Raw genomic sequence first — 20,713 nt, forward strand, 5'->3', positions numbered from 1 at the left:
CTCTCTGGTGCGCCGCTGGGTCCCGCGTGGCCTCATGACAGTTCTCCCTGCTTGGCGTCCTGCTCGGTCAGCGCGAACACCACGGCAGCAGCTGATACGAAGGGACGGATGTCGGTGTAGCGCTCGGTGATCGCCGCGATCTCGCGTTCTTCTTCCTCGGCGAGATTGGCCAGGCGATTCTCCATCGACCGGATGTCCAGCCTGTACTGCTCAGCCTGCCTGGGGTCGAGGTCGAACAGCATTCCCTCGAGTTCCTGTTGGTTCTCCCGCCGATCCCGCAGGGAGTCCTGCAGGTTGCGGCGGAAATTGGCGAAGATCTGCCGGGCCCGATCGGTGTCTGCGTCCCTGCGCTTCTCCAGGTCCGCGGTGACCGACTCCTGGTGCTTGACCGCGCGGTTGCGCATTTCTGTCTCCAGACGGGAGCGCAACCGCCCACCGTCGGCGTTCCACTCCTGGGCCAGCCGCGTACGTATCCGTTCGTCAGCCACGGTGAGGTCCGTGGTGTCGAGAGTCTTCTCGAGCAGAGCATCTGCCTTGGACTCGGCCAGTCGCTGCCCCTTGACACGGATGCCGGTCACGAAGACTTCCTCGTGCAGGCGCAACCCGCCCCGCCCGACAAGCACAAGGCGGGAGATCGCCGCGACGCAGGACTGCTCGATGCCGGGCACGACCACCGCGGTCACCCGGTTGATGGAGGACTCGGCGCTGAACAGCGACGCGCGCAGAATGCGTGAGGCCTTCTGCATCAGACCGTGCCCGAGGTGCACGTGCACGACGTCCTCGAATCCGCCTTGGAGCACGGAGTCGTCGAAGGTGATGGGCCGGTACACGCCCGGTTGAAGGCGGGTGTCCAGGCCTTTGACGGCATCCTGCCAGGACCGGCCGAGGATCGGCACGCGGAAGACCTCGGCGTCGTAGTCCTGCGAACCCTCCTCGACCAAGGTGGGCTGGTTGGTCAGGGTGAGTGCCGTGTCGATTACGCGGCGGGAGTTGTACGGCGTCAGGTGCATGCGCTCCTTCTGCACGTCGTAAGTGTTCGCCAGCTCGGTCAGGACCCGGTTGACCTCCTGGTCTCCGGCCATCGCCTTGTTGATGATGGCATTGTCATCGTCCTTGAGCCCCTGGGACCGCGTGGTGACCCTGATCCGGCCGAAGTGGTTCTGGATGTCGGCGTCGATCACCGGGTTCACCGAACCCAGGTCGTCGGCGACCGTGGCGACCTTCTCGGCAATGCGGCGCATGAAGTCCATGTCCGCCCCGTAAGTGCCGGCGGTCTGGTCTGGCAGGAACTGGAACACTTGGGGAACCTCGGCCTGCCCGTATCGGTCGATGCGGCCGATGCGTTGTTCCAGACGCGAGGGGTTGAACGGGACGTCGAAGTTCACCAGACGATGGCAGTAGGCCTGGAGGTCGATTCCCTCTCCCGCGGCGTCGGTGGCGACCAAGACGCGGATGGGTTCGCGGCTGGGGTCGGCGTTGAATCGGGCGCGGGTCAGCTCGCGATCCTCGGTTCCGATCGAGCCCTCGATCGTGGCAAGCCGGGTTTCGTCGTAGCCGCGCTGGCGCAGGTTCTCCACGATCCAGTTCAGGGTGTCGGCGTACTCGGTGAAGATCACCACGCGCTCGTTGGTCCATGTCTTGCCGTCGGGCCTGCAGATCGCGTTCAACCACTCAATCAGGGCCTTCAAACGCGAATCCGGCTTGGACTGGTAGCCCAGCCCCCAGTCCACGAGCCGTCCGATCTGCTCCGGCGTGGCCGTCACGAGCGGGTCGGTCGCCTTGGAGTGGCGCAGTGTGTCGAACTCCGGGTGCTCGGCGCCGCCTTCCTCCTCGTCCGACTGATCTGAACCGAGCACCTCGGCGTAGTACTCGTCCTCGTCATCCCATTCCCTCTGGGCCCCCGAGGCGGCCTCGCGGTAGCCGGCCAGAGTGGATCCGAACGCGTACGGGCTGGACAGAAACCGCTTCTTCAACAGCATCGAGACGATGTCGCCAGAGCGCTTCTGCCCGTTGGCCCGGGCGCTCGCCTCCAAGATGCCGTCGAGGGTCTCGAACGCCTCCTGCTCGTCCTTGCCAGGTGCGAAGTGGATCGTCTCGAGCTGGCGAGCTTTGAAGCCCTTCTCCTTGATGTCCCGCTTGAGCCGACGAACCGTCACTTCCTTGAGCGCCTGGGCATCGACCGTGGCGCCGCGGGAGAAGCGGCGGTTGTCAATCATCTCCAGCAGCGCCGTGAACGACTCCGAGTGCCCGTTGTGCGGTGTCGCCGACAGGAAAAGCCGGTGCTCACATACCTTTGCCAGTTCACGAACCGCGGCCGTGCGCTGGGAATCCACCGCGTATCCCCGGGCTCCGCCCAGCGACGTCGGGCTCGATGGCGCAACGTGGTGGGCCTCGTCGACCACCAGCACGTCGAATGCGTAACGGCGGGCGCTGTTGACCTTGCCGGCCTCGGAGTAGACGTCCCGCATAAGCCTCTGGGCGCGAAGCCCCGGCAACCACGCCATCGACACGATCACGCGTGGGAACAGTCGGAAGGGATTGGCATTCAGGCCATGCGTCCGACGCACCTCGGCCATCACGTCTGAGTTGACGATGACGAAGTCCAGACCGAACTTCTCACGCATCTCGTCCTGCCACTTGAGCGACAGGCTCGGCGGGCACACGATCACGACCGAGCGGGCACGGTGCCGCAGCAAAAGTTCCTGGATGACCAGACCCGCCTCGATCGTCTTGCCCAAACCGACGTCGTCAGCCAGAAGCAGATTGGTTCGGGGGGCTTGCAGAGCTCGACGCAACGGTTCGAGCTGGTACGCCTCGACGTTCGCTCCTGAGCGGAATGGAGCCTGGAATGCACCCTCGTTCGCCGAGGTCACCGCACCCCACCGGACAGCATCAACAAACGCCGCCAGACGGTTCGGGTCATCAAATCCTTCCGAGGTGATGATCTCTGGAAGACCCTGATCTGGGGCAACTGATTGGCCAACCTCCAGCTCCCAGATGACGTTGAGTTCCTCGCCCATCCGATCCTCGGCCAGGGATTGAAGTGAGATTACATGGTTGAGTTGAGGGACGCCGTCGTCGGCCGAGCTACGCGGGAGACCCTGCTCACGGACGTCCGCGACGGCCCAGTTCGCTCCACGAACCTCGACGATGTCCCCCGGCTTCGGAAGGCGCGGCATCTCAGCCAGCTGGGCGGTCATCGGGTCGACTCCGCTTCGACCGATTCCGACGTATTGTTCAGTTCTCTGGCATTAGGAACAGAAACCGCAACCACTTACACTCCCCCATGTCATTCGAGCCAACGAAATATAGCACTCCACTGTCAAACTTAGTCCATTGACAAACCGGGCCTAAAAGGTGTCGAAGGCACTCGGAACGGATGACGCGGCTAACCCCGGCGAGTCTGCTGCTATATCACGGCAGCGCCCCTACCCTCCGGTCGTATTCCGCCGTTTCTAACCCCAGTACCTTGCCACTGACCAAGGCCTACAGCCGCCATCACGGCGAGTCACTCGCAATGTCCTCATCGAAAGACCGCCTTCTCGATCTGATTAGGCCAGTCACGTAGTAGGGCCCGGCCAGCACCATGAACGGGTGTGGAAACAAACTTGAGCAGTCCCCGCCGAATTGCCGTTAGGCCTTCACTGGTCAGCCCAATAGAGCACATCGGTCGATGGACCTGTATGAACACCTGCCGAACCGCGTTGTGCCTTCTGGTACGCCATCATCGCTGGGCGGGTCCTCCACGCAACCAGGGCGCTACGCGCCGGCCACTCCCCCAAAAATTCTTCCTCGGCGCTCCTTCGTCGCTTATTTCCTCGAAACAATTTTTGCCCCGTGCCCGGTAGCCCAAGTTGCCCTCCGGCCCCTAACACCCAGCGGTGATTCCTCTTACCAGAAGGCACCAACAGAGCAGGCGGCCGCGAACAACCAGCCACCGTTCACACAGGAGGAGCAGGACAATGGAACCGATCAGAATCAGCAGCCCGGCCGACGCGATCAGCTACATGGGACACAGCCTAGGCTACTGGCCCAAGGAAAGCCTCGTCTGCGTCGCACTCGAGGGCAAGGCCCTCGGCCCCACCCTTCGGGTGAACCTCCCCGCAAACGTGGATTACGTCGAAACCTATACGGAACGCGTCTCCCACTACTTCGGCATCGACCACGACGCCACCGCCGTCCTCATCGCCCTGTTCACCCACCAGCCCTGGGGCAAGGGACACCAAAAGCCATTTGCTCCCCTGATTCAGGGACTCAAGCGCCACTTCCAGACCGCGGGACTGCACGTCCGTCACGTGTGGATTGTCGGCCCGGCATCCTTTGCCGCGTACGACGGCGCCGACCCCGCCTCCTGCGGCAAGGAGGTCCCGCTGGAAGCCCTCGATTCCAGCGTCCTGAATGCCGAGATGGTCTACCGGGGCAGCCTCATCGAAGAGAACGACACACTCCCCATCCCGGAGCTGGCGGCCACCCGTGCTACGCAGGACGCCGTCGAAGCAGCCATGCGCAACATGGCCGCAAATCCGGCCCAGTGCCTGGACGCCGCCTACCGGCTGTGGATGGACCTCCTTGACGGCGGCGCCGAACCCACCGATAACGAACTCACCGAGGTCCTGGCCGGTCTCCAAAATGTCGGGCTCAGGGACCATGTCCTGGCCGACATGCCCGGCCTCAACGAGCCCATGGACGCAACACTCTTTGGCGCCACGGACCAGGCCCCTCAGTGGGGCCGGATTGACAGCGCCGAAAAGCTGCTGAAGCGGCTGCTGACCATCGCCTCCCCGGCCCATGCGGCCGCACCGTTGACGATGCTGGGGCACATCTGCTGGTGGAAGGGCAAGGGAACAACTGCCGCCAACTACATGCACGTTGCCCTGACGTTTGACCCGGACTATCACCTGGCCAAGTTGCTCGACCAGCTGCTTGGCGCCGGCGTCGTCTCGGGCTGGGCGCAACGCAAAGAGACCTGTTACCGGAACCGCTGACCCCGGCCACGGGATCCGCAACGAACTGATTCGAATCCAGGCGATAGCAATGGACATTACCGTTTACAGCAAGCCGGGCTGCCAGCAATGCAAGTTCACCTGCCGCAGCCTGGAGAAGGCCGGCATCCCCTATGCCGTCGTCGACCTGACCACCAACGATGCCGCGCTCGAGTATGTCCAGGACCTCGGCTACTCCCAGGCGCCCGTCGTCGTGGTGACCGAGCACCACCACTGGTCAGGATTCAAGCCCACCGAGATCGAACGGCTCCGGCTCGCCATCCAATAACCACCCGCAACAGGAGATCCCGTGCCGCATGAAACCCTCATGAGGCACTCCCCTGCATGTGAAAAAGGCAGCGGATTGCGCCTGCTCTATTGGCTTCAACCTTGTTTTCATCCATCGCGTGCAGCCAGTGAAATCTCTGTGAGGTCTGTGGCGTTGGTGGCTTGGAGGGACATGCCGCGCGGGCCGGTGCGGCGGGTGGTGCCCTCGATCAGTAGCAGGCGGGTGTTGAAGAGGATGGGCGGGGCGACGTTTTCCTGGGCGTCGGCGAAGAAGGTCGCGTCGATGCAGCCGGTGCCGTCGTCGATGCTGATGAACACGACGCGTTTGCCTCCGTGCATGGGCGGGGTCTGGGTGGCGACCCTGACTCCGGCGACGCGGACGAAGGTGCCGTTGCGCAGGCCAAGGAGGTCTTTGGCCTTGGTGACCCGGAGCTTGTCCAGGAGGGGTTGGTGGGAGTCCATGAGGTGGTGGGTGACGTCGAGGGAGAGGATGTCCAGCTCCGCCCGGGTGACATCGGTGGCGGTCATGTCCGGCTCGCGGGCGGTCATGGTGGCGGCGTCGATGGCGGGCAGGGGCAGGGCGAGTTGGCCGGGGATCACGTGGGCGCGTTTGCTGTGGCGGGTTGCCTGGTTCCAGGCGGCCAGGTCGCGCCGGCTCCGGTGGTGGTTTCCGGTGTAGAGGGAGTCGAGGGCACCGACCAGGGCCAGGCTCTCAATCGTGGAGACCCGGAGTCGGGCGCGTTGTTTGAGGTCGGCCAGGGAATCGAAGGGGCGCTGGCCGATGATGCGTTCGACTTCCTTGGCCTGGATGCCTTTCACGTCCGCCAGGGACATGCGGATCCCCAGGCCGCCAGCGCCTGCCGGTTCCACGACGTACTCGTCCGTGGAGGTGTTGACGTCCAAGGGCAGGATGGGGATGCCGAGCCGGCGGGCTTCGGCCACCAGGAGCCGTTTGGGATACATGCCCGGGTCATGGGTCCAGAGCCCGGCCAGGAACTGGACCGGGTAGTGGGTTTTCAGCCATGCCGACTCGTAGGTCGGGACGGCAAAAGCGGCCCCGTGGGCGCGGCAGAATCCGAAGGAGCCAAAGCCCTTCACCACTCCCCACACCTTCTCTATGGCTTCGGGGGTGTAGCCGCGCTGGGCGGACCGGTCCCGGAAATAGGATTCGACTGCCGGGAGTTTGTCGTCGTTGCTCAGGTGCCGCCGGAGGACGTCGGCGTAGGCGAGGCCGCAGCCGGTGAAGATGTCCAGGATGCGCATGAGTTGTTCGTGGAAGACCACGATCCCGTAGGTGCCCCGCAGCACCGGTTCCAGGTCGGGGTGGAGTTGGGCGACGGTTTCCCAGCCGCCGCGCCGGTTCAGGAACGGCTTGACCATGTCGGCCTGCATGGGGCCGGGGCGGAAGAGGGAAATGTCGGTGATGAGGTCGTCAAAGACTGCCGGTTGGAGCTTGCCGATGAGTTCGCGCTGCCCGGGCGATTCAATCTGAAAACACCCCAGCGTCTGGGTGGAGCGGATCAGCTCAAAGGTCGGCCCGTCATCCAGCGGCACAGCCTCCAGGTCGATGGCCTTGCCTGTGGTGCGGCGGATTTCGGTGATGGCGTAGGCCATGGCGGATTGCATCCGCACGCCCAGGACGTCCAGCTTGATCAGGCCCATGGGGTCCATGTCGTGTTTGTCGTACTGGGACATGGGCAGGCCCATCCCGGAGGGCTGGACCGGGGTGCGATCCAACAGCGAAGCGTTGCTGAGGATGACGCCGCAGGGGTGCATGGAGATGTGGCGTGGGAGCCGGTCGAGGCGCTCGGTGATGTCCACCAGAAGATCCAGCTGCCGGTTCCCCTCGACCCGGCCGGCCAGGTCGCGCAGTTCCGGCTTTTCATCCAACGCTTCCCGGAACTCGCTCGCGGAAAACCTCCACAAACCTTTGGCGATCCCGTCAATGTCCCCCGGCGCCATGCCCAGCGCCATGCCAGCGTCCCGGGCCGCGCCACGGGCCCGATACCCGGCCTGCATCGACATCAACGTGACCCGTTCCGGGCCGAAGCGCTCGAAAATGCGGTGGTAGATTTCATGCCGCCTCGCCGACTCCACATCAATGTCAACATCCGGCAGGGTCTGCCGCTCGGTGCTCAGGAACCGCTCGAACAACAGCTCGTGCCGGATGGGGTCGACCTGGGAGATCCCCAGGGCATAGTTGACCAGGGACCCGGCCCCGGAGCCGCGGGCGGCGGAACGAATCCCCATCTCCCGAATCAGCCGGGTCACCTCCGCCACCGTCAGAAAATAGGATGAGAAACCGAGCTCGGCGATGGTTCCCATCTCCGCCCGCAACCGCTCCTCCACAGCCGCCCGGGATGCGAGGCTGACTCCCGGATACCGGCGTCCCACGCCCGCCTGGGCGCGTTCCCAGAGCTCGGCCAGGGGGTCGCCGGTGATGCCGATGATGGAGGCCTCCGGCATGACGGGAACTCCCCAGCCGGTATCGGTGACCGGATCGATCCGGCACCTGTCCGCCAGCGCCTTGGTCTGCGCAAGGAGCGTCCTGGCCGCCCCCGCCCCGAACTGGCCCAACACCGCAATTTCCGAGGCCAGCGCCTTCATGGCCGCTACCGGTTTGAGCCACCCTTGGGCTGTCGGCTGCACGCCCACCTCATCCAGGCAGGCCAGTGCCCGTGCCGCGTCAAGGACATCCGCGGTGACCGCCCCATCAGGCTCGGCATACCGGACCATGTTCGTCAGCACGGGCGTGGTCCCGGACCGGGCGGCCAGGCGGAGCATGCGAATGGCGTGCGGGTGGCTGAGCGGCTGCCCGGGCTCGGAAAGATGCGACACCACCTCAACATGCAGCGCCTCGGCCGGCAGCACGGTCTGCCAGGCACGCAGCAAGGGCAGGCCCTCGCGGCGTGCCCCGACCCGCCGTCCGACATCCGAGAGCGGCCCCAGCAACATGGTCCCGACCGGCCCGGACCCGGCCAGCAGATGGCCGGCAATCTCTTCCGGGCTCACCCCGACCGGCGACCGGGTGTGCGCTGTCGACACCAGCCGGCACAACGCCGCATACCCCGCCCCCTCGTTGTGCCCGTGGGCCAGGACCACAACCCGGCCGGTCACCCCGCCGTCGCGGTCCAAGGTGGCAAGTTCCACGCCAAGGATCGCGTCAATCCCCGCGCGCCGGCAGGCCGCAATGTGCTTGGGCACCCCGTACAGGCCATCACGGTCGGTGATGGCCAAGGCATCGGCGCCGCCATCCCTGGCAGCGGCGGCCAGCGTGTCGGGCCAGTCCACCCCGTAGTGGGCGGAGAAGGCGGAGGCAACATGCAAGTGATTGAACATCTGTGGTCAGCCAAGGATCCTGGCGAGGCGCCACCCGGAATCCTCGCGGGTCAGCTCAAACACGCGCTCCGCCGAACGGCCGTGCCGCGTGGCTGTCAGGCGCCACACCTCGGTCTCGAGAACCTGGGCGCCAATGCCCTTGTTGACCCGTTCCTGTTCAGTCCACCAGGGACGGCGCGTGAAGAACCGCATCGGCAGCTCCGTCATCCGGTACCGTCCCGACCGCCACGCAAACCCCAACGGACTCCCCGCCGGCGTCGTCCACACGTCCACACGTTCACCAACCACCATCGAACGCACCTCTACACACAACTTCGTTAATAGAATACGTGTTCGACAATAGAATGCGCCACTGACATCTTCAGCCGACCACCCCACCGAGCCAAAAACTAGGCCCCTGCCACCACAGCCCTCCCAGCACTACCGCCACCCCCGCAACCATCGCCTGACGCCAACCCAAAGCCAGCCCCCACTGCCACTTCACCCCCACCCCGCTGCCGCAACCAGAAAATCCTTCACACGTCTGGCATCCAAGGTTCGGGCGTCGATTTCGGACACGTCGTTCACTCACGTCGTCGAGCCTGGCTGGCCCCATGAACTGGTATGAATACCAAAAATTGCAGGCAATGTGGAACCGCCTTTGAACCGAGGCGCATGTCCCAACAGTATTGTTCCCCCTCATGTTCACGCCGTCATCGGGACGCGGCGTGGCAGGACCGGAGACACACGCAGACGTCACACCGGTTGAAGACTCAGCTGGCCGCCGCCGTCACCGAAAACCGGGTTCAGTTAGAAGCCGCCACCGCTAAATGCCAGCGGCAGCTGGCCGAGGCTAGGCACACAGCGCGAAAGCAACTGGAGGTCCAGACCAACTGGCACGAGCAAGAACTCGACAAGCTTCGTACCCGTTTGCGGGACCTTGCCAGCATCAACGTCGACATTGCTTGCGAGATGCCGGAATTGAAGGCCCAGATCACCGAGCTACAGCTGGAGAACGCCCGGCTTTTCCACGGCCAGCATGCCGACTACCAGGAACTGATGCAGATCGCCGGCAGACTGTTTGAGCTATCCTCGCGGCTTGGTCTCCCGCTCGACAAAGCCACGAAGGAGATCTTCCAACGCCGCGGCTGGCGAACCAACACCCTCGTGCCCGAACAATGACAGTCTCCATGGCGCGGCTGACCGCCGGCGCCGGACTGAAATACCTGCTTAAGACCACCATGCAAGCCGACCTCATCAAGCCCATCAACGACGCCACCAGCTACTATGCCAAGGCTGGCACTCCTCAGGGACGCTGGCTCGGCCAAGCACTTACCGGCATAGACCGCCAACAACTGCAGCCGGTCACGGCCGCAGAGGCCAAAGCTGTCTTCTCCCTCGCCCAGGATCCCGACACGCAGGCGATCCTCGGACGGCCCCACAGCCAGACCACCGTTGCTTCCCGCAGCGGCGAGAGGCAACAACGCGACGCCGTCGCCGGCTTCGACCTGACTTTTAGTGTCCCGAAATCAGTCTCCGTCCTCTGGGCCGTGGCCGACAACGATGTCCGGCAACAAATCCTTGATGCCCACCATCGAGCCGTCAGCACCGTCCTTGCCTGGCTTGAGCAGGAAGCGATCCATACACGAACTGGACGCAATGGCGTCGCCCACGTCGGCACGAAGGGAGCGATTGCCGCCGCGTTTGACCATTGGGAGTCCCGCGCTGGCGATCCTCAACTCCATACGCACTTGGTCATCGCCAACCGGGTTCAGCGCCGCAGCGACGACGCCTGGGCAACCATCGACTCACGGGCCTTGTTCAAGGCTGTCGTCGCCGCCAGCGAGCATTACAACGGGCTCCTCTTCGACGAACTACGCCGTAGCCTCGGCACCGAGGCAGATTTCCGCTCCCCCACCGCGGTACAACGAAACCCCAGCCACGAACTTAGCGGCGTCGACACCGCGCTCATTATGGAATTCTCCAACCGCAGTCGGCTCATCGGCGCGGAAACCGACAGGCTCACCCAAAACTGGACCTACGAGCACGGCAAGAAGCCGACTGCCACAACGATTATCAAGCTGCGTCAGATCGCCACACTGTCCACACGCCAGGCCAAGGATGAATCCCCCACACCGCTCGATGAGTTGCGGGTCAGCTGGCGAGATCGGGCACGTGCCGCAGGGCAGAACCCGGGAACCGTCGTCGAACGCACCATCCACCGCTCCCGGCAACGACCCGTCCGTGCCTCGGATCTCTCGCCCGCATGGGTTGATTCCGCCGCCGCCCTGACTCGCGACGGCGTCGCCCGGCGCAGGGCCACTTGGAACCGCTGGAACCTCCTGGCAGAGGCTGACCGCACCTGCGCCGACATCCGCTGCCACTCCTCCGCCGACCGCCGCTTCATCATCGACGCCGTTACCGCCGCCGCGGAATCCCAATCCGTTCCGCTGAGCGCCGACCGCTACCGGCTCCCCGTCAACGCCGCCGAGGATCTCGCCTACGCCGGGAACAGCGCCTTCGACTTCCCCGGCGCACGCCTCTACACCGACGCCAGCACACTCGCCAACGAACAACTCATCATGCAGGCAAGGCACGACGGCGGCGGGCCAGCCGCGCGTTCAGCTGAGACTTCCGCCCAACTCACCACCTACCGACACCGGGCCGGCTACCAGCTCACAGCGGACCAGCTCGCAGCGGCACTTGCCGTCCTCACAAGTGGCAACAGACTCGACGCCATCGTCGGCCCTGCCGGGTCGGGCAAGACCACCACCATGGCGGCCATCAAGGCCGTCTGGGAAGAGGCACATGGTGCGGGCAGCGTCGTCGGACTTGCGCCTGCGGCGGCCAGCGCCGGAGTCCTCGCGAGGGAACTCGGCATCACTGCCGAGAACATCGCCAAATGGCTCTACGAAAGTCTCGGACAGGGGGCCAACAACAGGGCCGACCGCTTCCGTGCACTGGAGTCGACCCCGCGAGGCAAGCACGGCGCTGTGACAACGCAGCTTGCCCGCCTGTCCCTCCAGCAGTCCCTGTGGCAGTTCAAAAAGAACCAGCTCATCATCGTCGATGAGGCATCCATGGTCTCGACCATCCAGCTCGCCGGTCTGGTCCACCAAGCCCGGGACGTGGGAGCCAAACTCCTGCTCGTCGTCGATCCAGCCCAGCTCGACGCCATCGACGCCGGCGGCATGCTTGGCTGGCTGCACCGAGACGGCAAGGCCGTCGAGCTGACCAGCATCCACCGCTTCACCCACGATTGGGAGGGTCCGGCGTCTTTGCAGCTTCGCGAAGGCAACATCGACGCCGTCAACCTGTACGCCGCCCACGGCCGCATCCAACACGGTGACTTTACGGACGTGGTCGAGAATGCCTACGCGGCATGGGCAGGCGAGCAACGCGACGGCAAATCATCCATCCTCATCGCCCCCGACAACGACACCGTGACCACCCTGAACGAGCGGGCGCACGCCGCCGTGGTTGAATCGGGAATCGTCGATGCCGAGCACACCGTCGCCCTCGCCGATGGCCTGACCGCCGGCCGCGGCGACATCATCATCGCCCGCAAGAACAACCGCAAACTGACCGACAGCAATGGCGACTACCTGCGCAACGGCACCCTGCTGCGAATCGCCAAGCGACCGCACAGAGACGGGACCATCACGGCCCGCCGCGTGGACACTGGCGCCACCATCACCCTCGACGCCGTCTATCTCAGTACTTCTGCCGAGCTGGGCTATGCAACCACCGCACACCGTTCCCAGGGCATCACCGTGGACACCAGCCACATCGTTCTCACGCAAGGCTGCCTCACCCGCGAGCTCTTTTACGTCGGCATGACCCGCGGCCGCAACAGCAACACTGTCTACGTCTGTGAGTCCAACCTCGCTCTCGACGAACCTCATGTGCCCGTCGCATCCTCGAGCTGGCGCCAAATCCTCGGTGAAGTCCTGGCCGCCGAAGGAGCCGAGCGCACCGCCCACGAAGTCCGCGAGTCTGAATCCGCCAAGGCAGACACGCTTCAGCGTCTCGCCGCCGAATACGATTACCTTGCCCAACTGGCCGCCGCTGAACACCTCACCTCGGTCATCGCTAAGCTGATGCCCGACGTCGTCACCCACCTCCATGAGTCCCCCTCCTGGGGTGCCGGGGTGGCTGTCTGGCGCCACGCCCATGCCATCAATCCCGCAGCCGCGCAGCGGGTCTTGGATGGCGCGCTACGACCCCCGGGCGACGCCCAGGACCACATGGCCGTCATCCACGCGCGGTTGCGCCGGGTTACAGGCGACGGCGTCTGTGAGCCGCTGGGAACCCTGAACGAGCAACTGTTCACAGAGAGGCCAGACCTCCAGGACATGTTGGATCAGGTGCGGACCCGCACGATCAACCGCCGGGCCCTCGTGGCCAGGATGGCCCTGATGGACAGACCCGCTTGGGTACAACGACTGCAAGCCACAATGGGAGCCACGATCCCCGCTGATCACTGGGCCGCCGTCATCAGCGATGTCGCCGCATACCGCGATCGCTGGGACATCGAAACCTACGTCGACCCACTCGGACCGGTTCCGTCCAACTATGAATGGGAACAGACACAAGAACGTGCCGGGCTTCAGAGGCAAATCGAGTTCGTGCTGCACGTAAACGCTGGCGCTCCGGGGAGGGATCAACCCACGCTGCCGGTACCGGTTGTGCACAAGCCACTTACCGCCGTCGGACCCTCGCTCTAGACTGAATCTCGAAAGGAAGCGAGGCGGTCATGAACCCTATGATCAAACCGGCAGTAGCCTCAACGCCCCTCCTGGTGTGGAGCGTCCTGGTAGGCCTGTGCACGCTGTACATGGTGCCAGCGACCATCGCGAACTGGCCGGCGCCGCCCTGGATGACGACCATAGCTTCGATACTTCTTGCCTTAGCTGTGGTTGTGGCGGTCCGTTGGATCGTCAAAGTCCGCCGAGCCAGCCGTTGGAACTCGAACGCGCAACGGCTGTGGCAGGAACTCGAAGCTGCAAAACGGAATGGCACCACGACAACCGAAGTCACCGTCCTCAGCGTCCAGGAAGTACAACTAACGGGCGCGTGGGTGACGATCAGCTGGGACCAATTCGGCTATCGGCAGCAAGCGTGGATCGAGGGCGCCGGCGGCACGTACTGGCCAGGCTCCGTACTGCTCATCACCCCCGATCCAAACCAGGTCCACGTCGGTCAGCCTTGGCCTCCAGCGTATCGGATTGCTGAGTCAGATTGCGTAGCCATTGCCCCGTCCTTTAGTTAGCCAAAGTTGGCCTACGGCAACCGCAGTGAGTCGTTTCAAACGCAATCCCATCCAGGTGGGTTGCATGTGAACTTGCTGCCAATGAGCTGGCTGAATCGCAAGGATGTCTAGTTACTGACATTGCTGCGGCGGACCGCGGCAACACGCTGCCATGCCAAGCACGATCCTGCATCACATTTTATGGCTTGTCGATAAAGACAGTCACGGGAGGCGGAGCTGCCCCCAACTTTCGTTGTAGGAAGTTGCTCTTCATTGGCTCTTAACTTCCTGAGTACCGAAACGCCCGACAAAACCATAAAATGCGAAGTGCACTTCTTGTGGTGCTCAGGCAGTGCGAATTGCCCAGTCCATTCGTACCCCCAAATTGTAACGTGATCTCCAACACAGCTTCCCCAGCGAGCAACAAGGAGATACGGATGACACGTTATAGGGTGTCGATGGACATCGGCGGAACGTTCACGGATATTGTCGCGTACGACCAACAAAATGGTTCCTACACGGCAGCGAAGGCATCAACCACGCCGGGCAATCTTAGCGTCGGCGTGATTGCCGGCTTGGAGTCAATAGTCCCGGATCTGTCTGACATTGATTTCCTCGTGCATGGAACGACGCAGGGATTGAACGCATTCCTCGAACGTCGCGGCGTGCCGGTGCTGTTGCTCGCCACGGCCGGCATTGAGGACACTTACCACATTGCCCGCGGACCACGCACGGAACTTTACAACGCCCAGTACCGCAAGCCGAAACCGCTCACCGAACGCAAGGACGTGGTCGGAATCGGGGGACGACTGGATGACCAGGGTCGTGAAATTCGGGCTCTGGATGAAGTGGGTCTGCGCCGGGCGGGACGCCGGGCGGCCGAAGAAGGCTACGGCGCCGTCGCTGTTGCGTTCCTGTTCAGCTACAAGAACCCGGCCCACGAACTGCGGGCCCGCGAGATCCTGTTCGAAGAGCTGGGCGACGACTTCACCGTCTCACTCTCCCACGAGGCCGCCAAGGAATGGCGCGAATACGAACGCACTTCCTCCGCAGTGGTCGAAGCGTACACAGGTCCGGTTGTCCGAAATTACCTCTACGATCTCGAGCAGAAGCTCGACCAGCGCGGGGTCGAGGCACCGCTGCACATCATGCAGTCCTCCGGCGGGGTGCTCACCGCGGAGTCAGCCCGCAAGCGGCCGCTGCAGACTCTGTTGTCGGGGCCTGTCGGTGGCGCAATGGGCGGCGTGGAATTGTCGGAGGTGTCCGGCAGGGCGAACCTGATCGGCGTTGACATGGGCGGCACGTCATTCGATGTATCGCTGGTGGTTGACGGCAAACCCGACGTCGCGACCGAGGCCGTGCTCGAAGGTCTGCCAATGCTGATGAGCGTCGTCAATATCCACACCGTCGGGGCTGGAGGCGGGTCCGTGGCCTGGCTTGAGGCCGGGGGCTTACGAGTCGGCCCCCGGTCGGCCGGTGCGAACCCAGGGCCTGCCTGCTACGGCCGCGGCGGAACCGAGCCAACGGTGACGGACGCGAACCTGGTATTGGGACGTGTCGATCCTGGCTGGTTTGCCGGCGGCCAGGTCTCCCTGGACCGTAGCGCTGCACTTCAGGCCCTGCGCACGGTGGGTGACCAGCTCGGCCTGGACCCCATAGCCATGGCGGAAGGTATTTGCGATGTAGCCAATTCCCAGATGGCACAGGCCATCCGGACTATCACCATTTCTCGTGGCATTGAGCCCCGAGATTTCTCCCTGGTGGCGTTCGGCGGTGCCGGCCCCATGCACGCGGTTTTTCTGGCCAAGGAACTGGGCATCCCGGAAACCGTTGTTCCCCGCTTCCCAGGCGCCTTCTCGGCTTGGGGCATGCTGCAGACCAACATCCGCAAGGACTTCTCCGAACCATACTTCTTCCTCGATCAGGATATCGATGTCGCCGACATGGCCGGTGTTCTGCGCGACATGGAGCTGGAGGGGCTGGAGTCGCTGGTCTCGGAGGGTGTCCCCCCGGAGAGCCGGAGAACGGTTGCCTCCGTGGACGTCCGCTACGAGTCCCAAGAATTCACCCTGAATGTTCCGCTGTTGTCGGCGGAAGAACCGGCGTCAGAGAACTTCTTGGAGGACCTGGGCGTCCGATTCTCGGTGATGTACATGGAACGCTACGGCCATTCCAACCTGGGCGCCCCCATCGAGGTCGTTACCCTGCGAACGCAGGCGGAAGGGGACCTGGGCAACCTGGTCGCTCCGCGCTTTGAAATGGCACAAAGTACCGAGTTCAAACATGAAATCCGTTCCGTCGTCTTTGACCACGCCAATCACCAGACAATCATTGTCCGGCGCCACGATTTGGCAGCCGGCCACGTCTTCAGTGGCCCTGCCATCATCGTCGAGGAAACCGCAACGACCGTGGTGCCCCCGGGCTTCAACGTTGTTGTTGACGAATTCGGTTCGCTTGTAATCCGCAACGACGATGCACTAGAGAACTGAGGAATGAAATGACAACTGAGGCTATCAGAACACTGGACCCCGTCACTGTGGAAATTATTCGCAACGCACTAACCAGTGCCGCTGATGACATGAACGCAACGCTTATCCGCTCCGCCTACTCGCCCATCATTTATGAAGGCGGGGATTGTGTGGTGGCCCTGATGGATTCGGAGCACCGGGTGCTGGGCCAATCCGCCGGATTACCCTTGTTCCTGGGAAATCTGGAGACTTGCTCGCTCGCAGTCGAGGAGAAATACGGCCGTGGGGTATGGGCCGACGGCGACATTTGGGTACTGAACGATTCCTACCTGGGCGGGACGCACCTGAACGACGTGACCATATTTGCCCCCGTCTTCGAGGCGGGCGACGTTATCGGTTTCGCAGCGACCCGCGCCCACTGGATGGACATGGGCTCCAAAGATGTCGGCGGTTCAATGGACTCGATCGACATCTTCCAGGAAGGCTTCCGAATGGGACCGGTGAAACTGGTTGAGGCTGGCGTCGAGACATCGGTGGTCGACCTGATCCGCACCAACGTGCGTTTCCCGTACCAGACCATCGGTGACATGCACGCCATGATTGCGGCGCTGCGCATGGGCAAGACCCGCATGACGGAGCTGGTGGCCCGGTTCAGTTTGGACCAGCTCAACGCCGCCCGTGACGAGATTTTTCGGCAGACGGAAGTGATCGAACGCGAAACGGTACTCGGAATTGCCGATGGCGTTTATGCGGCCGAAGGGGTGCTGGACAACGACGGAATCAATTTGGACACTCCCATCCCGATCAGGTTGACGATCACCGTGGCTGGAGACACGATTGACTTCGATGTCAGAGAATCCGCGGACCAGACAGTCGGCCCGGTGAACTGTGGGATTGCTCAGGCAGTCTCCGCCCTTCGTGTCGGCTACAAACTGCTAGTCAGTCCCCATTCCAATTCGAATGGTGGGTCCTTCCGCCCGATGACCACGCAAGTCCGGGAAGGATCGGTCTTGGGCGCAGTGGCGCCCGCCCCCTGTCAGTGGTATTTCTCCCATTTGGGTCTCCTAATCGACTTGGTGTCCAAGGCGATGGCAGTGGCCATGCCAGAGCAAGTCGCCAGTGCCAGCCACGGCGACTCCATGATCATCACGACGGCAGGCTTCGACCCTCGATTTGGCCGGAACTTTGTGACCATGGAGGGTACCGTAGGCGGCTGGGGCGCCTGGCAGAACAGCGACGGCGAATCCGCCATGATCAACAACGTCAACGGTTCCCTGAAAGACCTTCCAATTGAGATGTTGGAAACCCGCTACCCGTTCCGGATCAACGAGTATTCCATCCGGCCCAACTCCGGCGGTCCCGGACAATGGCGCGGAGGCAACGGTGTGGTGCGTGAGTACGAGTTCCTCGCCGATTGTTCGGTGGGCCTTTGGTTTGAGCGCTCCAAGACACCAGCGTGGGGCCTTTTTGGCGGATCAGGTGCCCGGGGGCCGGAGGTTGTCATCAACCCTGGCCGCACCGATGAGATTCATACCTTGAAAGCCAATGCCCGAAAAGTAAAAGCGGGTGACATTGTCCGACTAGCAGTGGGGGGAGGCGGCGGCTTCGGCGACGTGGCCAAGCGGTCGCGTGCGGACATCGACGACGACATTACCAACGGCTACATCACAAAAGATTTCGCCAAGTCACACTACGGCTACTAACCTCCCACCCTGAAAGGCCCCACCGTGAAGAAAATTACGCGTCCCGCCCTTGCCGCCGCCGTTCTTGGCATCAGCTTGTTGATGGCGGCCTGCTCGCCGCCGGCCCCATCGGCTAACCCGGCGGCCAATGTCGCCGTCGACCCGGCCAAAACACTGGCAGTTGGCTATTTCGGATTCGCCAAGTCGAATGCTTTTGCTCAAGGAGTGTTTGTTGGCGTTCAGCAGGCCGCCAAGGCAAACAACGCCCACGCCACGTTCGTCGACTCAAATTTTGATGCCCAGAAGCAGGTACAGCAGATCCAGGATGCCGTCACCTCGCACCAGTTCGATGTCATGGTGGTCCAGGCAAACGACAACCAGGCGCTGATTGCCCCACTGACTCAGGCGGTCAAGGCCGGCATCACCGTGGTGACTGAATTTTCCATCGTTGGGACGAAGTTCGACACAATCGAACCTCAGATCCCCGGCACCATCAGTATTGTGGACTTGCCGACCAGCAACGGCAAGGCCCTTGGGGAAATGGCGAAGCAGGCGTGCGGCACCGTCGCCGGGGACACCTGCCAGGTCGCCTATCTTGAGGGGTTCAAGTCCCTTCCGCTGGACAATGCCAGAACAGACGCCGTCAAGGCCGAACTCGCCACCGACCCGCGGATCAAACTCGTGGCCAGTGTCGAAGGCGGTTATACGGCTGACCAAGGCCGAAAGGCGTTCCAGGACGTGTCCCAGGCGAATCCGAAACTGAACGTTGTGATCGGGTCATCCCAGGCCATCACCGGCGCAGCGCAGGCGGCAGGCCAAACTGACATTAAGTTCATCGGAAACGGCTCGTCGAAATCCGATGTGGAGGCCGTCAAGTCCGGAAAATGGTTCTCCATATACATCAATGACACCGTCAAGGACGGGGAAAAAGCCACGGAGCTGGGCCTGGCACAAGCCAGGGGAAAAAAGGTCGAGACGGCCATCAATGAAGCTGCCTTGGCACCCAACAACGGGATCGGCACCAAGGAAGCCTTGGAAAAGTCCAACTTCGTTTCCGCATACAACGACTGACCTGTCTCGAACAATAAGCGTGAGCGGTTGCCTGGTCCGGTGGACGCTGGTGGTCCAGGCAACCGAAATCGCAAACAACACAAAATTCAAGTTCATTTACAGAGGTCGGCAAAGCTATGAATTCGTTGATGGTAGACGTTGGTGAAAGATCTGGTGAGGACATGGACCCAATCCGGGGAATCTCCGTGACTGGAACCGGAAAGCGATACGCGGGCATCCCCGTCCTCAGCGACATCAGCCTGAAGATCGCAGAAGGAGAGATCCACGGGATCCTGGGCGAAAATGGAGCAGGCAAAAGCACACTATTGAAGATCATTGGTGGCGCGGTGATGGCGGACTCGGGCACCCTTCGTCTGAACGGGATGCCGATCAAGATCTCATCTCCCCGGGACTCGATCGCGCATGGAATCTCGTTGATCTCCCAGGAACTCTCCCTCATCCCCAACCGGACAGTGCTGGAGAACGTCTTTTTGGGACGTTGGGCCAATACGGCCGGACTGGTCAAGGGACGACGCGACAGGGAACACTTCACCGCCTTGATTCGAGAAACCGGCTTCGAGCTGGATCCCGACATGGTGGTTTCCCGGTTGTCCATAGGCCAAGCCCAGCAAGTGGAAATCCTCAAGGCGTTGGCGCGCGGCGCAACCATCCTCTGCATGGACGAGCCGACGGCGGTTTTGAACGAGATGGAAAAGGCCAACCTGTTGCGGGTCATCCGCCGCCTATCCGCGGCCGGTACGACAATCATCTTGGTTTCCCACTATCTGGAGGAGGTCCTGGATATTTGCGACCGGGTCACCATCTTGCGCGACGGCCACCATATCTCCACGGCCGATGCGAGCGGCCACACCCCCGAATCGCTCGTGTCGCTGATGGTCGGGCGTGAGGTGGACTTCCTAATGCCCGATATCCCTCCGGTTCGACCGGGAGCTGTCACTGTGCTGGAAGCAAGAGGTATTTGCAGCAACTCCGTCCAGGACATATCGATCGTCGTGCGGCGGGGCGAAATTCTCGGCTTGGCCGGGCTCGTTGGCAGCGGACGTAGCGAAACACTACTTGCTTTGTTTGGGGCCGACAAGGTGAGCGCGGGCAGCGTGGCGATCAATGGTCAACGCGTCCAACCCAATTCCATTCGCGACGCCATCAAAGCGGGCATCGCCCTCGTCCCGGAATCCCGGAAGGACCAAGGCCTGGTCATGTCGCGGTCAGTGGTGGAAAATATCGCCTTGGCAACATTGGGAATCCGGTCGGCGGCCGGCTTTGTGCGCGGTGTCGCCGAGAACCGGGCGGTCGCAGATATAAGCATCGCTGTCGACTTGCGGGGAGTTCGGGCAGGCTCACCCATTGCCGCGTTGTCCGGCGGGAATCAGCAAAAGGCCCTGTTCGCCAAATGGCTGCTCGCGCCTCCGGAGGTACTGCTCGTCGACGAACCCACCCGCGGAGTCGATGTTGCGGCAAAATCCCGTATCCACAGCATGATCATCGAATTGGCAGCCAAAGGTACGGCTGTCGTCGTCGTCAGTTCCGAACTTGAGGAAGTAATTGGCCTCTCCCACCGAGTCAACGTGATGCGGAGGGGACGCATAGTGGCCGAATTCGACCGGAATGCCTCCCGCGACGACGTCATGGCCTCCGCATTTCTGAAATAGGTGA

12 protein-coding genes are annotated in these 20,713 nt (G+C 62.8%); 9 read left to right on the forward strand and 3 right to left on the reverse strand.

Going from position 1 to position 20,713, the window contains the following annotated elements:
• Positions 1-32 precede the first annotated feature (32 nt).
• Positions 33-3,200 carry a DISARM system SNF2-like helicase DrmD gene (gene drmD / locus G6034_RS14980; protein WP_176635914.1) on the reverse strand — a complete coding sequence of 1,056 codons (3,168 nt, stop codon included), beginning with the start codon at positions 3,198-3,200 and terminating at the stop codon, positions 33-35.
• Positions 3,201-3,962: 762 nt separating this feature from the next.
• Here drmD and G6034_RS14985 point away from each other — a divergent pair.
• Positions 3,963-4,985, forward strand: a complete 1,023-nt coding sequence (locus tag G6034_RS14985; protein WP_176635915.1) for a DUF4192 domain-containing protein — start codon at positions 3,963-3,965, stop codon at positions 4,983-4,985.
• 49 nt (positions 4,986-5,034) lie between these two features.
• Entirely contained in the window at positions 5,035-5,271 is a 237-nt protein-coding gene (gene nrdH / locus G6034_RS14990; RefSeq protein WP_176635916.1) for a glutaredoxin-like protein NrdH, read from the forward strand.
• A gap of 107 nt (positions 5,272-5,378) precedes the next feature.
• Here the strand turns inward: nrdH and G6034_RS14995 are convergent, their stop codons facing one another.
• Together G6034_RS14995 and G6034_RS15000 are read right to left on the reverse strand one after the other, a co-directional pair.
• Positions 5,379-8,609, reverse strand: coding sequence for a DNA polymerase III subunit alpha (locus tag G6034_RS14995; RefSeq protein ID WP_176635917.1), 3,231 nt, complete (start codon positions 8,607-8,609; stop codon positions 5,379-5,381).
• Positions 8,610-8,615: 6 nt separating this feature from the next.
• Entirely contained in the window at positions 8,616-8,801 is a 186-nt protein-coding gene (locus G6034_RS15000) for a hypothetical protein (RefSeq protein WP_218063952.1), read from the reverse strand.
• A 552-nt stretch (positions 8,802-9,353) separates the two neighbouring features.
• On the opposite strand from G6034_RS15000, the gene G6034_RS15005 reads away from it, so the two are divergent.
• The 7 genes from G6034_RS15005 to G6034_RS15035 all read left to right on the forward strand — a co-directional run bounded on the left by G6034_RS15005 (position 9,354) and on the right by G6034_RS15035 (position 20,709).
• Positions 9,354-9,770 carry a hypothetical protein gene (locus G6034_RS15005; protein WP_176635919.1) on the forward strand — a complete coding sequence of 139 codons (417 nt, stop codon included), beginning with the start codon at positions 9,354-9,356 and terminating at the stop codon, positions 9,768-9,770.
• A gap of 8 nt (positions 9,771-9,778) precedes the next feature.
• On the forward strand, positions 9,779-13,315 hold the full coding sequence (gene mobF, locus G6034_RS15010; RefSeq protein WP_176635920.1) for a MobF family relaxase: 3,537 nt from the start codon (positions 9,779-9,781) through the stop codon (positions 13,313-13,315).
• 29 nt (positions 13,316-13,344) lie between these two features.
• Positions 13,345-13,860 (forward strand): hypothetical protein, encoded by a 516-nt coding sequence (locus G6034_RS15015; RefSeq protein ID WP_176635921.1) that lies wholly within the window; start codon positions 13,345-13,347, stop codon positions 13,858-13,860.
• Positions 13,861-14,276: 416 nt separating this feature from the next.
• The gene (locus G6034_RS15020) at positions 14,277-16,328 is read left to right on the forward strand and encodes a hydantoinase/oxoprolinase family protein (protein WP_176635922.1); all 2,052 of its coding nucleotides are present in this window, start codon (positions 14,277-14,279) and stop codon (positions 16,326-16,328) included.
• 8 nt (positions 16,329-16,336) lie between these two features.
• Positions 16,337-18,010, forward strand: a complete 1,674-nt coding sequence (locus G6034_RS15025; RefSeq protein WP_176635923.1) for a hydantoinase B/oxoprolinase family protein — start codon at positions 16,337-16,339, stop codon at positions 18,008-18,010.
• 24 nt (positions 18,011-18,034) lie between these two features.
• Entirely contained in the window at positions 18,035-19,060 is a 1,026-nt protein-coding gene (locus G6034_RS15030; RefSeq protein WP_343038084.1) for a sugar ABC transporter substrate-binding protein, read from the forward strand.
• Between the two features lie 185 nt (positions 19,061-19,245).
• A complete protein-coding gene (locus tag G6034_RS15035) occupies positions 19,246-20,709 on the forward strand; it encodes a sugar ABC transporter ATP-binding protein (RefSeq protein ID WP_343038085.1) in 1,464 nt (487 codons plus the stop codon).
• Positions 20,710-20,713 lie beyond the last annotated feature (4 nt).

Source organism: Arthrobacter wenxiniae (assembly GCF_013376105.1).
In the GTDB taxonomy this organism is placed as follows: domain Bacteria; phylum Actinomycetota; class Actinomycetes; order Actinomycetales; family Micrococcaceae; genus Specibacter; species Specibacter wenxiniae.